Origin of the sequence: Geojedonia litorea, assembly GCF_042654525.1 — a bacterium.
In the GTDB taxonomy this organism is placed as follows: Bacteria; Bacteroidota; Bacteroidia; order Flavobacteriales; family Flavobacteriaceae; genus Geojedonia; species Geojedonia litorea.
The window spans coordinates 54947-76606 of sequence record NZ_JBHSGP010000004.1 but is presented as its reverse complement, the minus strand read 5'-3'; the positions used below and the strand labels follow the sequence as shown (position 1 = coordinate 76606).

The following is a 21660-nucleotide window of genomic DNA, read 5'->3' as shown; positions in this document are numbered from 1 at the left end:
CAGAATTTTGTCATTTACAAAAATCTGGAATCTAAAATCGATCTAAGTATCTAATTTTAAGAGACTTCAAATTTATTTCACTGTATTCAACCTTGTTAAGTTGTGGCATTTCATTTATTAACTTAAAATTCTTACACAATGAAAACACTTACTTCTATTTTCGTATGCCTCTTAATTTCTATAACCTTACAAGCTCAAAAAGTGATTACAGTAGACAATCGTGAAAACGCCGGTGCTGACTACACTAGTTTCTCTGATGCGGTTGATAATGCTACCGTAGGTGACACCATTCAAATACATCCATCCGCGACTGGGTATGGTAATAAAACAATTAATATAAGATTAATCATAGTTGGTATGGGGCATGACCCTAGCACTTCTAAAATTAATGAAACTGCAAGTGTAGGAAACATAACATTTGGGGGTATGAGTGCAAACTCTTTAATTACAGGGTTAACCATTAGTAATATAAGTGCAGCCGTTGGTAGTGACGCTGATAACATACAGGTAATTAACAATAAGATAACGGGATCTGCTATTACCGGAAGAGTAGATAATGACAATTGGATTATTGAGGGAAACATATTTATCACCGCAACAGTAAATGTAGGTGGTTCTAACAATTGGAATGTGAAAAATAATATTTTCGATAACACTAGTAATTACGCAATTCAAAGCTTCGACAACACTTCAAGCTTTTTAAATAATATATTAATAAGCACAAGTGGCAACTTTGCAAATGGTTGTGCCGACCCTATTGTCAATAATAATATTTTCATTCTGGAAGGAACTGTGACTGATCTTAATTTAAGCAATTCAACAGTTGTCTACAATAATTGCCTAACACGCAATGTACAAGGACTGACGGTAACTACATTAAACGGAAGCAACAACCTTGATAATACAAATCCTGGTTTCTCTTTTGCATTTGGAGATATTTCAGACTTTTATAATAATGATTACAATGTTTCTGGTGCCGCTGTAAATGCAGGTACAGATGGTACAGATTTAGGTGTGCATGGAGCGATGTTCAATTTTGATTCTCAAGGCAGACCTGATTTATGGCCTTATATGACGTCTTTAGATATTTCTAATTCGTCTGTTCCTATGGGTCAAGATTTAAATGTAACCTTCACGGCAGAGAAAAAGAATTAGCTTTTTCAATTATTCAAAACTAATATTATGAAAAATCTAATCACCCTTGTACTACATTGCATTACTTTATTTGGATATGCCCAAATAGAACGAGCAGAGTATTTTATAGATACAGATCCTGGAATCGATAATGGAACGCCAATAACAATTAACTCACCGGGCTTTTCTATCAGCGAATCCTTTACAATAAATACCAATTCATTAAATAATGGTATTCATACACTTTACGTTAGAACAAAAGATGCTAATGATGCTTGGTCATTGTATTACAAACAGACGTTTTTGGTACATGACTTTACTGATACGACTACGCCATCACAAATTATTGCAGCTGAGTATTTTTTTGATACAGATCCTGGAACAAACAATGGAACTGCTATTGCAATAACGCCAAGTTTTAGTGTAAGTGAATCTTTGGCAATACCAGCTGCATTAAGTGATGGTATCCATACGCTTTATATTAGAACAAAAGATGATGAAGATCGATGGTCACTTTTTTATAAGCAAACCTTTTTAGTACATAGTTTTGCCGCTCCTTTACAAACGGCCATCAACCAATACGAATATTTCTTTGATTCAGACCCAGGCACTGGTGCAAGTGGTAATATTATAAATGTCAATCCATCAACTTTTAATCTTAATGAAGGGATTTCTATTCCATCGGGAGGACTTGCCGAAGGAGCTCATTATCTTCACATTAGAACTAGAGATGAAAACGGTGTATGGTCACTTTATGAAGTCATTGGATTTACCGTTACCGAAGCTTTAAGTATTGACGATAACATACTATTACTTACTAGAATATATCCAATACCTTCTAGTGAAGAAATTACCGTGGATACTAAAACTGTAACCACCGAAAGCATAAAATTAATTGATTTTACCGGTAAGGTGATTAAATCGTTTGAAGTGGATACAAACCTAAATAATATTGATGTTTCCAATTATGCAAAAGGAACTTATTTTTTACAAATTAAAACTGATAAAGGTATAGTAAATAAAAAAATCATCATCAATTAGGAATTGACACATAAAAAACCAACACCTATCTCTATTAGAGATTCTAGTAACTTATTGAACAAAAGTATAGCAATAAAAAAGACCAATGAAATTCATTGGTCTTTTATAGTTTAAGTAAGTCTATTTACAGTTATGCCTTCACATAAGCATCAGAATGCACTTTTGCTACTGCTCTACCCGACGGGTCATTCATGTTTTTAAAGGCTTCGTCCCACTCTAAAGCAATTTTGGTACTACAGGCTACACTTGCTTCTTGAGGCACGCATAAGGCCGCAGCATCACTTGGAAAATGCTCTTCAAAAATAGAACGGTAATAAAATTCCTCTTTGTTTTGTGGGGTTTGGATTGGAAATCTGAAATGGGCATTTTTGATTTGCTCATCAGAAATTTCAGAATTTACCATTTCTTTTAAAGTATCAATCCAACTATAACCAACCCCGTCACTAAATTGTTCTTTTTGTCGCCATGCTACGCTTTCTGGCAACATATCTTCAAAGGCTTTCCGTACTACCCACTTCTCCATGCGCTCTCCATTAATCATTTTATCTTGAGGGTTAATACGCATAGCCACATCCATAAATTCCTTGTCTAAAAATGGCACACGACCTTCTATACCCCATGCTGCTAAACTTTTGTTGGCACGTAAGCAATCATACATGTGTAGTTTTGATAGTTTTCGAACAGTTTCTTCGTGGAATTCTTGGGCATTTGGTGCTTTATGAAAATAGAGATAACCTCCAAATAACTCGTCTGCACCTTCTCCAGAAAGCACCATTTTTATCCCCATAGACTTAATCACACGCGCCATTAAATACATAGGTGTACTTGCACGAATGGTAGTTATATCATAAGTTTCAAGGTTATAGATTACGTCTCTAATCGCATCTAATCCTTCCTGAATAGTGAATTTTATTTCATGATGCACTGTGCCTATATGATCTGCTACCTTTCGAGCAGCGGCCAAGTCAGGCGAACCTTCCAATCCTACAGAAAAACTGTGCAATTGCGGCCACCACGCATCGGCAGTATCGTCAGTTTCAATTCGTTTTTGAGCATATTTTTTGGCAATTGCAGAAGTTACGGAAGAATCTAAACCTCCCGAAAGTAGTACACCATAAGGCACATCACTCATTAATTGCCTATGTACTGCAGCTTCCAATGCTTCTTTTATGGCTTTGATACTGGTTTCGTTTTCCTTTACAGCTTGATACTCGGTCCAATCGCGTTTATACCACTGTACAAATTTTCCATCCTTGCTTGACAAATAATGTCCTGGAGGAAACAGTTGAATTTTTGTACAAACACCTTCCAATGCTTTTAGCTCTGAAGCGACATAAAAGGTCCCGTTTTGATCCCAGCCAATATATAATGGTATAATTCCCATGTGATCACGAGCAATAAAATACTCATCTTTTTCAACATCGTAAATCGCGAATCCAAAAATACCATTCATTTCGTCAACAAAATCTACTCCCTTTTCCTTATAAAGCGCTAAAATCACCTCACAGTCGCTTTCAGTTTGAAACTGATACTTGCCCACAAATTGTTTACGCAATTCTCTATGATTATAGATTTCACCATTGGCAGCTAAAATCAGTTTTCTGTCTTGACTAAATAAAGGTTGTTTTCCTGATGCCGGATCAACAATAGCTAGACGCTCATGGGCTAAAATAGCTTTATCATCACTGTAAATTCCGCTCCAATCTGGTCCGCGATGACGAATTCGTTTTGACATCTCCAACAATTGAGGTCTTAAGTCTTCAGACTTTTGTTTTAAATCAAAGGCACATACAATACCACACATAATTCTTTCAGTTTAATATCATTATTGATGCAAATATTGTATTATAGTTTAATATATAAAACATAAACATCATATTAACTTACAATTTAAAACTAAATCTACGATATACATAATAATTAATAACTAAATTACAATCTTTGAATACTTCCACATTAAAATTGTAAACTTTAAATGTATTTATCGACTAGAAATCAATTATAATAATGTATTTAACAAAACATTAAAACACTTTTTCGAACAATTCTCTAACTTTAAGAATTCTAAAAAAACAAACACATTATGAAGACATCAAAATTACTTACAACCATTTCATTTGCAATCGTTATGCTATTTACTGTTAACGTAAATGCACAAAAATTTTCTGGATTAGATAAAAGTCCAATGGATGCAGCAGCCTACCCTTCAAGCTACAAGGATGCTAACAAAACTGTAAAAGTGGTCTACAGCCGACCACAACTTAATGGACGATCACTAGATAAACTAGCACCAAATGGCAAAGTTTGGCGTACTGGCGCAAATGAAGCAGCCGAGATTACTTTTTACAAGGACACCAATTTTGGAGGTAAAATGGTTCCTGCAGGAACTTATACCATGGCTACCATTCCTGGCGAAAAAGAATGGACAATTATTATAAATTCGGATGTAAACACTTGGGGATCCTATTTTTATGACGAATCTAAAGATGTTGCTAGAGTTACTGCACCTGTAAGCATGGGTGATGAATCATTAGAAGCCTTTTCCATTGCATTTGACGACAATGGCGCTATGCATATTGGATGGGACAAGGTAAGAGTTTCAGTACCCACCTCATCGAAATAATTAAATTTCAGTTATAAAAAAAGCCTTGGAGAACCAAGGCTTTTTTTTATGGAATATTCAAATATTTATGGGTTTGCAAGGATACTTTCCATTTTGGATTTGCCATCACATAATCAACAATTTCAGGAATCATTTTATCGCGTTTGCTCCATTCGGGTTGTAAGTATAAAATACAATCTTTATTAACTTTAGCAGCTTGTTCCTCGGCAAAACGAAAATCGTCTTTATTATATACAATGCACTTTAATTCATGTGCTTTATCATAGATCTCCTCGGTTGGTAATTTCAATTTTTTAGGAGATAAACATATCCAATCCCAAACTCCTGTAAGTTTATAAGCTCCAGAAGTTTCTATATGTGTTTGTAAACCTTTAGACTTTAATTGGGTGGTTAGCTCGGTCATATCCCAAGTTAAGGGTTCACCGCCGGTAACCACTATGGTATTACTATATTTAGCCGCATTCTCAACGATTTTGGAAGTTTCGGTAGGAGGATGCAATTCGGCAAGCCAACTTTCTTTGACGTCACACCAGTGACACCCAACATCACAACCTCCAATTCTCACAAAATAGGCCGCAGTTCCTTTATGAAAACCCTCTCCTTGGATGGTATAAAACTCCTCCATTAAAGGCAATAATAAGCCCTTATCAATTAATTCTTGTCGTTCGCTTCGTGTCATAGGCTGCAAAGATACTTCTTAAAATTTGAAGTTAACAGCTTAAGTTTGAAGATTTCATTTGGCGGCAATAACATCTATTTCTATGCTTGCATTTCCTGCCAAGCCAGATGCTGCAAAGGTTGTTCGTGCAGGCTTTTTTATAAAATACTTTACATAAACTTCATTGAAAAGCGCAAAATCATTAATGTCCTTCAAAATAACGGTGCATTTCACCACATTCTCTAGCTCTAAATTATGATGCTGCAAAACGGCTTGAATATTTTCTATAACTTGTTTGGTTTCGGCTTTAATTCCTCCCTCTACCAAATTTCCACTTTTGTGATCTTTACCTATCTGACCTGTCAAGAATAACAAACCATTAGTTTCAACTGCATCACTAAACGGAGCATTGAGTCTGCTTGTCTCATGTGACTCATGAAACACTGTTACAGTAGTGTTATTTTCGCAATTGATAAGAATTAAAAAAGCGAACAATGCCAAATAATAAACCGGTTTTTTCATTTTATTAGATTTTAAACTTGATTAAAATTACACTATTTTTATACAAAATTTTTGAGGCATGAACAGAAAAGACGCATTTTTTAATCACATTACAGAAGGTAATACCAATAAAGGAGACTTTATAACATTAGGATCAGCCATGTTAGACGGCGAAACCGTAAAAAATGCTTTTGTCAATGTTCCCTTGAAAACTATGAATCGCCATGGCTTAATTGCTGGTGCCACAGGAACCGGAAAAACTAAAACATTACAGGTTTTAGCTGAAAATTTAAGTAACAAAGGCATTCCTGTGCTTCTTATGGATATTAAAGGCGACTTGAGTGGATTGGCTCAACCTAGTCCTGGCCATCCAAAAATTGACGAACGCCACAACCTCATTGGACTTCCATTTGAAGCCAAAGCTTTCCCTGTTGAAATTTTGACCTTATCTGAACAAGATGGCGTTAGATTACGCGCAACTGTAAGCGAATTTGGTCCAGTATTATTATCTCGTATTTTAGATTTATCCGAAGTGCAATCAGGCATTGTAGCAGTTATTTTCAAATACTGCGATGATAACAAATTGCCTTTATTAGATTTAAAAGATTTTAAAAAAATCTTACAATTTGCCACTCAAGAAGGCAAAAAAGAATTTGAAGAGGCCTATGGTCGAATTTCAACCTCATCAACCGGAGCCATTCTACGAAAAGTGGTTGAACTAGAGCAACAAGGTGCCGATTTGTTTTTTGGGGAAACATCATTTGAAGTTGATGATTTATTGCGTGTTGATAAAGATGGAAGAGGCTATATTAATATTATTAGACTTACCGACATTCAGGATCGACCAAAGCTATTTTCAACCTTTATGTTAAGTCTACTGGCCGAAATATACTCGACATTTCCTGAACAAGGTGATAGTGATCGACCAGAATTAATTATGTTTATTGATGAAGCCCATTTAATTTTTAATGAAGCTTCAAAAGCGCTTCTTAATCAAATTGAAAGCATTGTTAAACTTATTAGAAGTAAAGGTGTTGGATTGTACTTTGTCACTCAAAACCCTACCGATGTCCCCGAAGCTGTTTTAAGCCAACTAGGACTTAAAGTGCAGCATGCCCTTCGCGCTTTTACTGCCAAAGATAGAAAAGCTATCAAACTAACGGCTCAAAATTATCCAGACACGGACTACTATGAAACTGCCGAGATATTAACAGCTTTAGGTACTGGTGAAGCACTAGTATCTGCACTTAACGAAAAAGGGCGCCCAACCCCGTTGGCAGCAACTATGATGCGTGCACCTATGAGTAGAATGGATATTTTAACTGACACGGAGTTAAAAAGCCTGCTTTCCGATTCAAAATTGGTTAAAAAATATAACGAAACCATAGACCGAGAAAGTGCCTATGAACTCTTGAACAAAAAAATTAAGATTGCCGAGGCCGCAGAAGCAAAGGAAAAGGCTAAAGAGGAGCGTGAGGCCTTAAAAAAGTCCGAATCCAAATCTAGAACCACAACCAGACGCCGAAGCTCAACCATGAATCCTGTGGTAAAAGTTTTAACTAGTGCAACTTTTATACGCAGCGTATTTGGAATCCTAAACAAGGTGATGAAAAAATAGTCTTGACAAATAAAATTAATAATTAATAAAACGAAATCCTCCAATGAATAAATCACTATTAGGTCTAATTATTTTAGCACTTATTGCCTTTAGCTGTAAAAAAGAAGTTGATCCATTTTTAATCAGTAAACATCATATTGGATTATTGACCGATTCTACTCAAGTCAAAGATCTTGAACTCGTTTTCCCTAATGATTCTATAGTTAAACCTATAAAAGGAGACGAGTTTTCTGGAAGTACAAATGACATAAGTATTTACGAAAAAGGCGGAAAAGAACTTTTAATACTCGCACCAAATCAGGTTTTGGATTCTACTGCAGTAATAAAAAGTGTGCAAATTATGGATTCTAGATATAAGACCGAAAAAGGTATTTCTACATTGAGTACTTTTAAAGATATTGATCAAAACTATAAAATCTCTCGAATTAATAATTTAATTAACTCTATAGTCATTACAGTAGATGAGATAAATGCATCATTCACCATTGACAAAAAAGAATTATCTCCCGATTTAAGATTTGATTTAAGTTTAAAAATTGAAAAAATACAAATTCCAGATAAGGCCAAAATCAAATATTTTTTTGTTTATTGGAATTAAACATAGCAACTCATAATATATGAATCGATTCATTTCAAAAATATTAGTTGCAATTGCTCGAAAACGTATCGAGGCAAAGCAAACTTCCAGACCGGCAACCAATAAACAAATTGTGCCGATGGTTAGGGTTTTGCACGTTGAAATGGTTCATGCTATAAAAGAATACATTTTCATAATTTTAGGTGTGTTTTCTGCTGGTTTTGGACTAAAAGGGTTTTTACTTCCTAACCGTTTTATAGACGGTGGGGCTACAGGGATTTCGTTATTGTTAGAGAATATTACACACTTAAATTTAAGTTCCCTCTTAATTCTTGTTAACCTCCCTTTTATTATTCTTGCATCTAGGACATTCAGTATGAAATTCGCCATTAAAAGTATAATTGCTATTGCTTTTTTAGCCATTGTAGTACACTACGTAGAATACCCAACCATAACAGATGACAAGCTCTTAATTGCCGTTTTTGGAGGATTCTTTTTAGGTCTGGGTATTGGAATGTCTATGCGGGGAGGCAGTGTTATTGATGGAACCGAAGTACTTGCTATATTCTTAAGCCGAAAACTATCCATTACTGTAGGTGACGTGTTACTGCTTATCAATATCTTTATCTTTTCATTTGGTGCTTATATTTTATCAGTTGAAATTGCTTTGTATGCTATTCTTACCTATTTAGCGGCCGCCAAAACCGTAGATTTTGTAGTTGATGGTGTCGAAGAGTATGTAGGTGTCACTATTATTTCAGAACGGCATGAAGATATTAGAATCATGCTTATTGAAAAATTACAGCGTGCTTGCACAATTTATGCTGGAAAAGGAGGTTTTGGCACTAGTGGAAAAAGTTATGATAAGGATATTATTTATACTGTTGTCACCCGTTTGGAACTCGCAAAATTACACACCGAAATAGATAAAATTGATAAAAAAGCCTTCACTATAATGGGATTGGTGAAAGATTTAAAAGGTGGAATGATAAAGCGTAAACCTCTTAAATAGTTTTTGGTGTTTAGTGAAAATTAAGTTTTAATGAATAAAAAATATTCCATACAAAAATTACCATTTGTTGTTCCTACTACCGATGGAAAAATAATCAAAGAACATTTTGGATTGGCAACTGATGGCAACTCAAATATTAGCATTGCCCATATGACAGCCCCCGCTGGTTGGAGCGAACCGTTTCAAACTCCAGAATTTGAAGAGTATACTTTTATCATTAAAGGGAAAAAGCAATTCATAATTGAAGGTGAAACCCTTGTATTAGAAGCTGGTCAGTCTATTAAAATTGAAAAAAACACAAGAGTACAATATTCAAATCCGTTTACTGAACCTTGCGAATATATCGCTATTTGCACGCCTGCATTTTCAATGGATCTAGTTAACAGAGAAGACTAATGGAAAAATATTTAGTACATACCATTGGAAAATTCTACAATGTGATAAGTTACATATCAGCATCCTATGCTGGTGATAAGGCCATTAGCCTATTTACAAAACCCAGAAAAGGACAAATTACAGAAGAGCAGGACGAATTTTTAGGCACGGCATTCCAAGAAGAACTTCAATTTGAAAAAAAGCCGATTATGACTTACCGTTGGCTGGGGAAAAAGAAAACCATTTTGTTGGCTCATGGCTGGGAAAGTAATTCGGCACGATGGAAACCTCTGGTTTTTAAGCTAAAAAACAAAGGATTCAATATTATTGCTTTAGATGCACCGGCACATGGGTATTCCAAAAACAATTCGTTTAATGCCATATTATATTCCGACTATATAAACGTGGTAGCCCAACGTTTTCAACCCGAAATCATTATAGGTCATTCGGTTGGTGGTATGGCTGCAGTATTTTGCCAAAATAAATACAAACTGAAAAGTGTTCAGAAATTAATTTTATTAGGAGCGCCTTCAGAATTCAAGAATATACTTAAGCGTTATACCGATATGCTGGGTTATAACGAACGAATTGTGAACCAACTAAACTCCATTATTATTGAACGTTTTGGTAATGACCCTAACAACTATTCAACTGCAAAATATTTGGAATCTATTAACTCGCAAGGATTGATAATACACGACGAAGACGATGATGTTATTCCGTATACTGAAGCTATTCAAATCAAACAAAGTTTTAAAAATAGCAAGTTGATTACTACCAAAGGGTTGGGACATTCGTTAAATAACGAAACAGTTGCATCCTTTATTTCTGATTTTATAGAAGCATAACTGCTATCTTTGCGGTATGGAAGAGCAACTCACACGACTCAATAAATATTTAAGTGAAGCTGGTTATTGTTCGCGCCGTGCTGCCGATAAACTTATCGAAGAAGGACGCGTAACCATCAACGGAACCGTGCCCGAAATGGGAACCAAAGTAGCACCCAATGATGAAATTCATGTCGACGGGAAGTTAATTACAAAAACTAAACAAGGATTTGTGTACCTCGCATTTAATAAGCCTATTGGCATAGTTTGCACCACAGACACCAGAGTTGAAAAAGACAATATCATAGATTTTATTAACTATCCTAAACGGATTTTTCCAATTGGAAGGTTAGATAAACCAAGTGAAGGTTTGATATTACTAACCGATGATGGTGATATCGTCAATAAAATTCTTCGTGCCAGCAACAATCACGAAAAAGAATATATAGTTACCGTAGACAAGCCCATTTCACAAACCTTTGTAGAACGCATGTCTAGTGGTGTTCCTATTTTAGATACCATAACCAAGCCCTGCGTGGTTGAAAAATTAGGCTCATATGAATTTAAAATCATTCTTACCCAAGGACTCAATCGGCAAATTCGTCGTATGTGTGAGTATCTAAATTATGAGGTCCAAACTTTAAAGCGAGTACGCATCATGAATATTAAACTGGATATTCCTGTCGGCAAATATCGAGAGCTCACAAATGATGAATTCAAAGCACTTGAAAGCCTATTAGAACATTCTTCAAAAACATTTAAACCTAAATACAAACGAAATTCTAAAAACTAAGCGCTATGTCAACACTTTCACCATTTCATGTAGCCATACCTGTTCACAATCTTGATGAATGCAGAACATTTTATCGCGATGTTTTAAATTGTGAAGAAGGTCGAAGTAGTGACCACTGGGTCGATTTTAATTTTTTTGGGCATCAACTGGTGATTCATTACAAACCAAAAACTGAAGCCGACTTACATACCAATCCTGTTGATGGAAAGTCAGTTCCAGTTCCGCATTATGGTGTGGTTTTAGAATGGGACATTTTTCAAAGCTTTTCTAAAGATCTTAAACAAAAAGGCATTGAATTTATCATTGAACCTTATATTCGTTTTGAAGGTCAAGTTGGTGAACAAGCTACCATGTTTTTTTATGACCCAGCTGGAAATGCTTTAGAATTTAAAGCGTTTAAGGATTTAGGGCAGTTGTTTGCTAAATAAGCTCGTTACTCAAGCATCTTATTTATACCTCCAACTCGTTAAATCTGCACCTTCAGGAGCAGATTCCAAAATACGTTTCATGATTTTTGGCACATACATGCTATTGTAGCGTAATCTAGAAATATAGTTTGGATTTTCTTGGTCGCCATTCCAGCAGTGCTCGGCACGATCACCATAATCCACTTCGCCATCATAATAAGGTTCAGTGGTGTTTTCCAAAAAGTCTTCCATAAGATACACAGCATTGTTTAGGTAATAATTATCCATGTCGCCACAATAAATATGGATTTTTCCTTTAAGTTTTTCACCCAATTTGTCCCAATCCCTTGTGAGAATATGCCGAAGATCGTAATTTTCTTTCCAGAATTTGGCAACCTCATGGTTAATATCGCCTGTATATTTATCCCATAATCGCACAGGATAACCATCTTCGCCTTGAGGGGAATAGGTAGCTTCCCAAATATCATATTGTCCCCCAGAACGCGACTTATCACCTAGCACCAATTCTAAATGATTGAAATCCTTAACCGTTGCACTCACATTGCCCAAATAGTCTCGATGCCCGGGAACTTCAAGAGTTTTATGCTGACTCTCCACATAATAAGCATTTTTATCTTCATAAATATTATTGAGGCAATAGGCTCTAAAATCTATCGGGTCTGGACAGGCCGCAAAACAACCATTATACTCATCAGGATACTTCACTTGCACAGCCAAAGCCTCCCAACCACCAGTAGAACCGCCATACAAAAAGCGTGACCAGCCTTCGCCTTGGCCTCTAAATAGTTTTTCAATGTAAGGGATCAATTCATAGGTAATGGCGTCACCATAAGGACCTTGACTAGCTGAATTCACTGCATAAGAATCGTCATAATATGGTGTTGGATGCTGAATTTCAATAATCAAAAACCGAGGGAAATCAGGCTCGTTCCAACGTTTATAAAAATCATAAGCTTCTTGTTGCTGCATGATGTTATAGCCTTCCACACCAAAACGTGCCGAATAATCGGGTTTTAAGTTAGGATCTGGTGGTGTGGTTCTGAATCCGCCAAAATCATCTGGAAAATGTCCATGAAAAATCATTAAAGGGTATTTCGCTTCGGGATGTTCGTTAAACCCTTTCGGCAATAAAACATGTGCTCCTAAATACATATCACGACCCCAGAATTTAGACAATAAATCCGATTTCATTTTAATATGTTTGACCCATTCCGTATCCTCTGGGGGGGCAATTTCTGGAATGACCTGATCCAATACAACATTGACAGTTTCGAAGCCTTTTTGAGTAACCTTCACTTTTACGGGCGTACTATACAAATTTCCGGGTGAGGTATTCCAATGCTGGCCTTCGCCATTATCCATAGGTAATTTAACCGTATGGCCTGTAGATAAATTAAAGGTTTCATAAACGTGAAGTACGGCCTGAACAAAATATTCGCCAGGTTTGATTTGTTGTAAGCTTTCGTAAGGAAATCCGAAGACGGTTTCATCAAAACGCACTTTGTTATTAGGTTTCAATCCATCTACATTTAAACCAAAAACAGGTTGTGCCTTTAGGCCTTCACTCACCTGAAAACGTGGTTCAGACTCATTGCTATCTGCAAAGATTAAAATTAGACGTCCGTCTAAGGGTTGAGCATTTGCTGATTCAGTGAAAGACACCTCAACAGTAGCTTTATGGATAGTTTCGGTGTATTTTGAATCACAGCTTAAAACAACAAAAGGGAGCAAATAACAAATAGATTGAAGTACTTTCATAAGGCTATAAATTTCCTGAAAAGGTACTCAATTATTTAAAATAAAAAGTGTTTTTGATACTTAAAAAACACTTTTAATCATGGTGAAGTTCTCTTGCCAACAAGGTGTTTTTAAGTAGCATGGCTATGGTCATTGGGCCTACACCTCCCGGAACTGGCGTAATAAAACTTGCTTTTTTACTTACGTTTTCAAAATCGACATCACCTGTAATTCTATAACCTTTTGGTGAAGATTCATCCGCTACACGAGTAATACCAACATCGATTACTACGGCATCGTCTTTGACCATTTCGGCCTTTAAAAAGTTTGGCACCCCTAATGCCGAAATAATAATATCAGCTTGAGATGTAATTTGTGTGATATTTTTAGTGTGGCTATGCGTTAAAGTCACAGTTGAATTTCCTGGAAAACCTTTACGTCCCATTAAAATACTCATAGGACGACCCACAATATGAGAGCGACCAATAACCACGGTGTGTTTACCTTTAGTTTCCACACCGTATCTATCTAGCAATTCCAATATCCCAAAAGGTGTTGCAGGAATAAAGGTAGACATATCCAAGGCCATTTTTCCAAAATTCATAGGGTGGAAACCATCTACGTCCTTATCAGGATTTACAGCCAATAATACTTTTTGTGTATTGATTTGAGGTGGTAAAGGCAATTGAATAATAAAACCGTCAATATTTGGATTCTCGTTAAGTTCTTCAATTTTATCCAACAATTCAATTTCGCTTGTTGTATTGGACATTCGCACCATAGTGGATTCGAACCCAACACGTTCGCAGGCTTTCACTTTACTGGCAACATAGGTTAGACTAGCACCATCATTACCTACAATAACGGCCGCCAAGTGCGGTACCTTTTCGCCTTTGGCCTTCATTTTTTTTACCTGCTCGGCAATTTCATTTTTAATGTCGTTGCTTATTTTTCGTCCGTCCAGTATTGTCATTAGTTTGGTGTTTGGTGTTTGGTGTTTCGCGTTTGGCAAAAAAACCTATTTTAACTTTTAAAAAATTATCTCATATTCTTCATTGCTTGCATCATAGCTTTGCCTTTTCCGCCTTGCATCATCTTCATCATTTTGCTCATTTGGTTGAACTGCTTAAGTAATTGATTCACTTCTTGAACCGAAGTACCCGATCCCTTACCAATTCGTTGTTTTCTACTTGAGTTAATAATTGAAGGATTTGAGCGTTCATCAGGAGTCATAGAATGTATTATGGCTTCAATCCCTTTGAAAGCATCATCATCAATATCTACATTTTTTAGCATCTTACCAGCACCAGGAATCATTCCCATCAAATCCTTCATACTTCCCATTTTCTTGATCTGCTGAATTTGCTTTAGGAAGTCATCAAAACCGAATTGATTTTTGGCAATTTTCTTTTGAAGTTTTCGTGCTTCTTCTTCATCATACTGTTCTTGAGCACGCTCAACCAACGACACAACGTCACCCATACCTAAAATACGGTCGGCCATACGAGATGGATAGAACACATCTATGGCGTCCATTTTCTCACCTGTACCGATAAACTTAATTGGTTTATTGACTACAGACTTAATTGAAATGGCCGCACCACCACGAGTATCACCGTCGAGTTTAGTTAAGATAACCCCATCAAAATTCAAGATGTCGTTAAATGCCTTTGCAGTATTTACAGCATCTTGACCTGTCATAGAATCTACCACAAATAAGGTTTCTTGTGGTTGAATGGCCTTGTGGATGTTTGATATTTCAGTCATCATGGCTTCATCAACCGCCAAACGACCTGCGGTATCTATAATCACCACATTATATCCATTGGCTTTAGCATGTGCGATTCCAGCTTTGGCAATTGCAACCGGATCTGAATTGCCTTTATCACTATAAACCTCAACATTAATCTGTTCACCAACAATATGTAACTGATCAATCGCCGCTGGACGATATACGTCACAAGCCACTAATAATGGACGTTTTGTTTTCTTATTTTTAAGGTAATTGGCTAGCTTTCCGGAAAAGGTGGTTTTACCTGAACCTTGTAAACCAGACATTAAAATCACACTTGGATTTCCAGATAAATTTATGCCTTCAGCATCGCCACCCATTAATTGGGTCAATTCATCCTTTACCAATTTTACCATCAACTGTCCAGGTTGCAGCGTGGTCAATACATTTTGACCCAAGGCTTTTTCCTTTACGGTGTTGGTAAACTCTTTAGCAATTTTAAAATTGACATCGGCATCTAATAAGGCTCGTCTAACTTCTTTTAAGGTTTCTGCAACGTTTACCTCGGTAATGCTTCCGTGTCCCTTTAGAACATGTAAGGCTTTATCTAACTTCTCGCTTAAATTATTAAACATAGTTTTGCTTCTGATTTGAAAGATGCAAATTTAAGGATTTGTGATGTATTTATAAAGTAAATGAATGTATAAAAAAAGGACCGCTTAAATAAGCAGTCCTTTTAACCAACTAAATAAAACTAACCTGAAGAATGGACTCTTCATCGTTAACCTAAAACATTAATTTATAGTTTTTCAAAAACCAATATACGTTCAACGGTTCCGTTAGCACTATAATCTTTTAATTCGATTCTAGTTTCAGTAATCTCCTTAATTTTCCATCTATGATTAAATTCATTAAATGTAGATTCTGAACCAAAGTTTAATCCAAGATTTAATCCTTCATAACGATAAGGCAACCATGAACCATAATCAACAATTACATTGTTAGGGTTTAACACTTTAATTCCACCATTTTCTAAAAAGTTGAATCTGTACATGCTGTAGTCTTGGCTTTGAGGATTGGCAGCATCTTGATACATAGCTACTTTCCAAAGTCCATTATTTAATACACTTTTTATATAGCTAACATCTTGATCACCATCTGGGCAATGCTGCTTCAATATCATAATACTGTTTGGAGCTTCTAACTTAATAATATTAGGCTCTAGGAAGGTGATTAACCATTCTAATTGTAAATCTGGGCGGCCTTCTAAGTTTATTTGCAACACATACCCCGCGTTATAAGCAAATACACCCCATGTACCTGATACAAATTCTCCATTAATTCTAATCTTCACTACACCATCTGCAAAAAACTTTAATGGTGTGCCTATATATTGCGCTTCATTATCACTACCATTAACATGCAGTCTGTGAACTACCCATAAGCACTCTTTAAGAATATTTTCAATACGATCTATAGTTTGATCTACAACCGTATCACAAGATTTTTCCAAGATAATTCTATTTCCTCCTTGGGTAAATAATTTAATCTTACCAGGTCTAATTTGATAAACAAACCATTCTAAAGTGAAGTCAACTAAAGTATCAAACTCTAAAGTTATTTTAGCTCCATGGTTAGTTAAACGAGTTGACCAAGTACCAGTTAACATATCGCCATTTCTGGCTCTTACTTTAACCACACCATCTTCTCTGAATACCATAAGATATTCTCTGTAGTTATATGTTAAATCGTTTTCATTACGTCTAATATCATGAACAATCCATGGGCAAGAGGTTAATAGATTGTCTAAACGTTCTTTAGTAAAGTCGTCATCATTATGATCATTGTCATCATCTTCATCACATTCATCTTTAGCTGCATTAATTACATTCTCCAATTCTTGGTTATTATGAACTTCTACAGTTGACCCGTCATGGTAAATCATAGTTACTGGAAAGTTCAAACTTGCCAATACGCCACCTTCAAGATTCCTAATAAATCTAAACAGGGCTCTGTCATTTTCAATAGTTACCACATCGATGACCTGAAAATTAGCATTATATACTGAAATACTTAAGGGATATTTAAAATCAATACATTCAATATCATCATCTTCTTCGTTAGGACTTCTATGTCTTAAGGCATCTAATTCGGCGCGACTGTTAACCACAACTTCGGTATAATCGCTTAAAGTAACTGTAATGGGGAAAACTATTTCTACACTGTCTTCATCATCGTCGTATTCATCTAAAATTTCTTCAATACGCTCAAAATCGGCTTCAGAATTCACAGTAACTTGTACACCGTTAACAATAACGGTTATTGGTAGATTTACAGAAAACTCTTGAGAACCATCTATAATGTTATCAAAAGAACCATCATTTGTAGATGTTCTAGCCATTAAATTGGCAACATTAGATTCGGCCACAAAAGTTTCCTGTGCATCTGGCTCGGTAATTTCAATGACTTCATCCTGGCAGGATGTAAACATTGTAAGGGCAAAAAAAGGAAGTACGAAAAGTAAATTAAGTTTTGTTTTCATAATGTAGGTGTTTAAGTTTGACATTGCAATTTTAATATAGAACAGGATAACTTCTAAAATTCCTACCCTTGCGGATTAATTTTTTTTAAATTAGCCTAACCTAACTCACCATTTATGAGCAAGAACCTTTATGATAATATATGTGAAGAACGATTATTTTCGTCCATCTTCAATACATACTCAAAAGACCTTCATGACTTTTTATATTACAAATTTGGTGAACTATTTAATCCGAAAGACAAAGTTCAGGAAGCTTTTATTAAGCTTTGGGAAAACTGCAGTAAAGTTACGCCTGATAAGGCCAAAAGTTTTGTATTCACTACAGCCAATAATTTAATGCTCAATGAAGCAGCACATCAAAAAGTAAAGTTAAAATATGCTCAAACAAAACCCAAACACTATACTAATGAGACGCCTGAATTTATTATGCGCGAAAATGAATATGGTGAAAAATTACAAAAATCATTAGAAAATTTAACCGAAGCACAGCGTACCGCTTTTTTAATGAACAGAGTTGAAGGCAAAAAATTTAAGGAAATCGCAAGTCTTTTGGATATTTCGACCAAGGCCGTTGAAAAACGTATTTATGGTGCTTTGGATAAATTAAGAAAAGATATAGACGGCATTTAACTAGTAAATAGTATCTATTTTCAGTAGATAGAAGTATTTAAAGAGTATAGTATTTAGATTTTTTTTAATGTCAGGGTAGGAAAAAATAAAACTAACTTGTTATATAGATAATAAACGTGACGATGAAACGAGACGAATTAATACAAAAATGGTTAAACCATGAGCTTAATGCTGAAGAACTTGAGGCTTTCAAAAACCTTGAAGATTATGATGCATTAATGAACATGAATAGTCATTTGCAAGCATTTAAAGCGCCAGAATACGACAGTCATTCTGAGCTAGATAATGTATTAAAGCAAATTAAAACCAAGAAAACAAAACCACAAAACTGGGTACGAACTGCTTTACGTATTGCAGCTGTAGTGGTGGTTTGTTTTAGTGTGTATTATTCTATCACTTTAGATACCACCTTTTCTACTTTAGCTTCAAATAAAGAAACTAACATAGAATTACCTGATGCATCAACAGTATCGTTAAATGCCTTATCTGCGATATCATTTAACAAACATAATTGGAACAAGAAAAGAAAAGTCGAGCTTAAGGGTGAAGCATTCTTTAAAGTGGCCAAAGGTTCCACATTTGAGGTGGTTACTAAGCATGGAACCATTACTGTATTAGGGACACAATTTAATGTAAAACACCGCGATAATTATTTTGAAGTAATATGCTACGAAGGGAAAGTTGGAGTTAACTTTCAAGAACACCAAACAACCTTATTGGCTGGTGACAGCTTTTTATTCATTGATGGGAAATTGATTGCTAAAGAAAAAGAAAAACTTGCAACCCCTTCGTGGCTTAATAATGAAAGTCAGTTTATGAGCATGCCGTACAAACTGGTTCTCGATGAATTTGAGCGTCAATTTGGTGTGCAAATAAATTCAAGCAATATAGATACGTCCCAATTATTCACAGGAGGTTTCTCTCATTCAAATATGGAGCTCGCTTTAAAGGCAATTACCTTACCTTTACATCTTAGTTACAACAAAACAAATTCGACTATTACCTTAAAGCGTGACTAAAAAAGATGTTATATATCTTTTTATTCCTTTATTTTTTCTGAATTGTTTTTTGAGTCTATCAGCTCAAGACGTTCAAAAAGAATCACAACCCCTTACTGTTATTTTAAGAGACCTCGAATCTAAATTTGATATTACATTTTCTTACGCTGATGAAACCATTAAGGATAAATCACTTATTCCACCTAACCCCGAATGGTCACTATTAGAAACGATAGACTATTTAAAAGCTAATTCTCAATTAGATTTTGAAATTCTTGATAATCGCTTTGTTGTTATCAAAACCCAAAATGTTTCTCAAACTAAAAAGCGAGTAGAACAATTACCTGAAATCGTCATTAGCAACTATCTTACATCTGGTATTACTAAAACCAATAGTGGAACAGTTGTTATAAAACCAAAGTCATTTGGAATTCTTCCTGGTTTAATTGAACCCGATATTTTACAAGCCGTTCAAGCCCTTCCAGGTGTTTTGAGTACCGATGAAACCGTTTCAAATATCAATGTAAGAGGTGGCACCCATGATCAAAACTTATTGCTCTGGGATGGGATTAAAATGTTTCAGTCTGGGCATTTTTTTGGTTTAATTTCGGCGTACAATCCTTACCTTACAGAAAAGGTTAATGTATACAAAAACGGAACAAGTGCTCAATTTGGCGATGGTATTTCGAGTATTTTAGATATGCAATTAGCGAATGACATTGAGAATGAATTTGAACTTGGTGCTGGTTTTAACTTGATTAATGTTGATGGGGTTACTAAAATTCCACTTTCAAAGAAAATGGAGCTGCAGGTATCTTCTAGACGTTCGGTAACAGACCTTATTATCACGCCTACTTATGATCAGTATTTCAAACGCGTTTTTCAAGATTCTGACCTTACCAACAACCAAGGGCAAAACAGTAATACGATTTCAAAAAATGAATCATTTTACTTCTATGATATCACCTCAAAGTTATTATATGACCTTACTGAAAAAGACAGATTGCGTTTCAATTTTTTGACTATTTATAACAACCTTGACTATGAAGAGCAATCTAGAATTAATAATGTTGATGAGGTCTTAAACAGCAGCTTATTGCAACGTAATTTGGCCACAGGCATTTCATATACACGAGATTGGTCTGACCGCTTTATGAGCACGGCTCAAGTTTATCTTTCTAACTATAACCTTGATGCCACAAATTTTGATCTCAACAATAACCAACGCTTAATTCAAGAAAATGAAGTATATGATAGCGCCTTTAAATTAGATCTCGATTACACTATTAATTCTAACTTTAATCTATCTGGAGGTTATCATTTTTTTGAAACAGGAATCAGTAACCTTGAAGATGTTAACAATCCAGAGTTTAGGAGTTATATTAAGGAAGTCATTAGGAGCAACTCCATTTATGCTGAAGGTAAATATATCTCTAATAATAACAATACAAGTTTAAGGTTTGGAACCAGATTTAACTACATTAAAAAATTTGACAAAGTATTGGTTGAACCTAGATTAAGCTTTAACCAGCGATTTCTAAATTATTTTAGATTTGAAGTTTTAGGAGAATTTAAAAGTCAAACAACATCACAAATTATTGATTTACAGAATGACTTTTTAGGTGTTGAAAATAGACGCTGGGTACTTTCAAATAATAAGACAGAATCTAATACCCCTAATGGCAGTACAATCCCATCAAGCGTCCCAATCCCAATTATCAAAAGCAAACAACTTTCAGCCGGAATCCATTATAGCAAAAATAAACTTCTCATTAGTACAGAGGCCTTTATTAAAGATGTGAAAGGCATTACTACCCGAAGTCAAGGTTTCCAAAATCAATATCAATTTGTAAACGCCATTGGGAATTATCGAGCGAAAGGCATAGATTTTTTAATCAACAAACAATTTAGTGCTTTTAGTACTTGGTTGAGTTATTCCTATAGTAAAAACGATTACACATTTGACACATTAAATAATGGTGAAGCTTTTCCTAATAATTTAGATATTAGACATGCAGCCACATTTGCTGGCACTTATGCCTTTAACAATTTTAAACTGGCCCTAGGTGCCAATTGGCATTCTGGTAAGCCCATAACATTACCAAGTCCTGTTCAGGATAACTCTAATGATCGAATTGAATACGCTTCGCCCAATAATGCTCGTTTGGATGATTATATTCGAACAGATTTTTCTACGACCTATACATTTGAATTGAGCCCCAAAACTAATGCTGTTATCGGTGCTTCGATTTGGAATCTTCTCAATCAAAAAAATATCATCAATACCTATTACACCCTAGATGATGATAATAATATTTCTACCATTGAAAATCAATCTTTAGGTATTACACCTAATGTGAGCCTGCGTATTCATTTTTAAATGTTTTCTAAAATGATTATTTTTAAGGAGTTAATGCGCATTAATTTCAAACCA

20 protein-coding genes are annotated in these 21660 nt (G+C 35.3%); 13 read left to right on the top strand and 7 right to left on the bottom strand.

The genetic code is table 11. The features are described from left to right. The first annotated feature begins 138 nt into the window (after window positions 1–138). Window positions 139–1155 (top strand): hypothetical protein, encoded by a 1017-nt coding sequence (locus ACFO5O_RS00370; RefSeq protein ID WP_387959840.1) that lies wholly within the window; start codon window positions 139–141, stop codon window positions 1153–1155. A gap of 27 nt (window positions 1156–1182) precedes the next feature. After that, window positions 1183–2175 carry a T9SS type A sorting domain-containing protein gene (locus tag ACFO5O_RS00365; RefSeq protein WP_387959838.1) on the top strand — a complete coding sequence of 331 codons (993 nt, stop codon included), beginning with the start codon at window positions 1183–1185 and terminating at the stop codon, window positions 2173–2175. Between the two features lie 130 nt (window positions 2176–2305). Here ACFO5O_RS00365 and asnB read toward each other — a convergent pair whose 3' ends face one another. Next, window positions 2306–3979, bottom strand: a complete 1674-nt coding sequence (gene asnB / locus ACFO5O_RS00360) for an asparagine synthase B (RefSeq protein WP_387959836.1) — start codon at window positions 3977–3979, stop codon at window positions 2306–2308. A 279-nt stretch (window positions 3980–4258) separates the two neighbouring features. Here asnB and ACFO5O_RS00355 point away from each other — a divergent pair, with 279 nt between their 5' ends. Then, entirely contained in the window at window positions 4259–4798 is a 540-nt protein-coding gene (locus ACFO5O_RS00355; RefSeq protein ID WP_387959834.1) for a DUF2911 domain-containing protein, read from the top strand. Window positions 4799–4844: 46 nt separating this feature from the next. Here ACFO5O_RS00355 and ACFO5O_RS00350 read toward each other — a convergent pair whose 3' ends face one another. Together ACFO5O_RS00350 and ACFO5O_RS00345 are read right to left on the bottom strand one after the other, a co-directional pair. After that, window positions 4845–5477 carry a 7-carboxy-7-deazaguanine synthase QueE gene (locus ACFO5O_RS00350; protein ID WP_387959832.1) on the bottom strand — a complete coding sequence of 211 codons (633 nt, stop codon included), beginning with the start codon at window positions 5475–5477 and terminating at the stop codon, window positions 4845–4847. 54 nt (window positions 5478–5531) lie between these two features. Beyond that, entirely contained in the window at window positions 5532–5978 is a 447-nt protein-coding gene (locus ACFO5O_RS00345) for a RidA family protein (RefSeq protein WP_387959831.1), read from the bottom strand. A 58-nt stretch (window positions 5979–6036) separates the two neighbouring features. On the opposite strand from ACFO5O_RS00345, the gene ACFO5O_RS00340 reads away from it, so the two are divergent. Genes ACFO5O_RS00340 through ACFO5O_RS00310 form a run of 7 tightly spaced genes read left to right on the top strand, consistent with a single transcriptional unit; the run spans window position 6037 to window position 11587 of the window. Beyond that, window positions 6037–7575, top strand: coding sequence for a helicase HerA-like domain-containing protein (locus tag ACFO5O_RS00340; protein WP_387959829.1), 1539 nt, complete (start codon window positions 6037–6039; stop codon window positions 7573–7575). 43 nt (window positions 7576–7618) lie between these two features. After that, window positions 7619–8173, top strand: a complete 555-nt coding sequence (locus ACFO5O_RS00335; protein ID WP_387959827.1) for a hypothetical protein — start codon at window positions 7619–7621, stop codon at window positions 8171–8173. Between the two features lie 19 nt (window positions 8174–8192). Continuing rightward, window positions 8193–9164: a YitT family protein gene (locus ACFO5O_RS00330; protein WP_387959825.1), complete on the top strand. Its 972-nt coding sequence runs from the start codon at window positions 8193–8195 to the stop codon at window positions 9162–9164. Between the two features lie 30 nt (window positions 9165–9194). Then, complete coding sequence (locus ACFO5O_RS00325) at window positions 9195–9560, top strand: cupin domain-containing protein (protein ID WP_387959823.1); 366 nt, start codon at window positions 9195–9197, stop codon at window positions 9558–9560. After that, window positions 9560–10387: an alpha/beta fold hydrolase gene (locus ACFO5O_RS00320; protein WP_387959821.1), complete on the top strand. Its 828-nt coding sequence runs from the start codon at window positions 9560–9562 to the stop codon at window positions 10385–10387. Before ACFO5O_RS00325 ends, ACFO5O_RS00320 begins: the two co-directional genes overlap by 1 nt. Window positions 10388–10403: 16 nt before the next feature. Then, window positions 10404–11159 (top strand): 23S rRNA pseudouridine(2604) synthase RluF, encoded by a 756-nt coding sequence (rluF, locus tag ACFO5O_RS00315; RefSeq protein WP_387959819.1) that lies wholly within the window; start codon window positions 10404–10406, stop codon window positions 11157–11159. Window positions 11160–11164: 5 nt separating this feature from the next. Then, window positions 11165–11587 (top strand): VOC family protein, encoded by a 423-nt coding sequence (locus ACFO5O_RS00310; RefSeq protein ID WP_387959817.1) that lies wholly within the window; start codon window positions 11165–11167, stop codon window positions 11585–11587. 18 nt (window positions 11588–11605) lie between these two features. On the opposite strand, the gene ACFO5O_RS00305 is transcribed toward ACFO5O_RS00310, so the two are convergent. The 4 genes from ACFO5O_RS00305 to ACFO5O_RS00290 form a co-directional block, all read right to left on the bottom strand. Beyond that, entirely contained in the window at window positions 11606–13345 is a 1740-nt protein-coding gene (locus ACFO5O_RS00305) for an alpha/beta hydrolase-fold protein (RefSeq protein WP_387959816.1), read from the bottom strand. A 73-nt stretch (window positions 13346–13418) separates the two neighbouring features. Continuing rightward, on the bottom strand, window positions 13419–14297 hold the full coding sequence (locus ACFO5O_RS00300; RefSeq protein WP_387959814.1) for a bifunctional 5,10-methylenetetrahydrofolate dehydrogenase/5,10-methenyltetrahydrofolate cyclohydrolase: 879 nt from the start codon (window positions 14295–14297) through the stop codon (window positions 13419–13421). A gap of 65 nt (window positions 14298–14362) precedes the next feature. Next, the gene (gene ffh / locus ACFO5O_RS00295; RefSeq protein WP_387959813.1) at window positions 14363–15691 is read right to left on the bottom strand and encodes a signal recognition particle protein; all 1329 of its coding nucleotides are present in this window, start codon (window positions 15689–15691) and stop codon (window positions 14363–14365) included. Between the two features lie 164 nt (window positions 15692–15855). Beyond that, window positions 15856–17598: a hypothetical protein gene (locus tag ACFO5O_RS00290; RefSeq protein WP_387959811.1), complete on the bottom strand. Its 1743-nt coding sequence runs from the start codon at window positions 17596–17598 to the stop codon at window positions 15856–15858. Window positions 17599–17712: 114 nt separating this feature from the next. On the opposite strand from ACFO5O_RS00290, the gene ACFO5O_RS00285 reads away from it, so the two are divergent. From ACFO5O_RS00285 to ACFO5O_RS00275, 3 genes are all read left to right on the top strand, one after another. Then, window positions 17713–18228, top strand: coding sequence for an RNA polymerase sigma factor (locus ACFO5O_RS00285; RefSeq protein WP_387959809.1), 516 nt, complete (start codon window positions 17713–17715; stop codon window positions 18226–18228). Between the two features lie 122 nt (window positions 18229–18350). Next, window positions 18351–19247 (top strand): FecR family protein, encoded by an 897-nt coding sequence (locus ACFO5O_RS00280; RefSeq protein ID WP_387959807.1) that lies wholly within the window; start codon window positions 18351–18353, stop codon window positions 19245–19247. A gap of 49 nt (window positions 19248–19296) precedes the next feature. Then, entirely contained in the window at window positions 19297–21606 is a 2310-nt protein-coding gene (locus ACFO5O_RS00275) for a TonB-dependent receptor plug domain-containing protein (RefSeq protein ID WP_387959805.1), read from the top strand. Window positions 21607–21660: the final 54 nt, after the last annotated feature.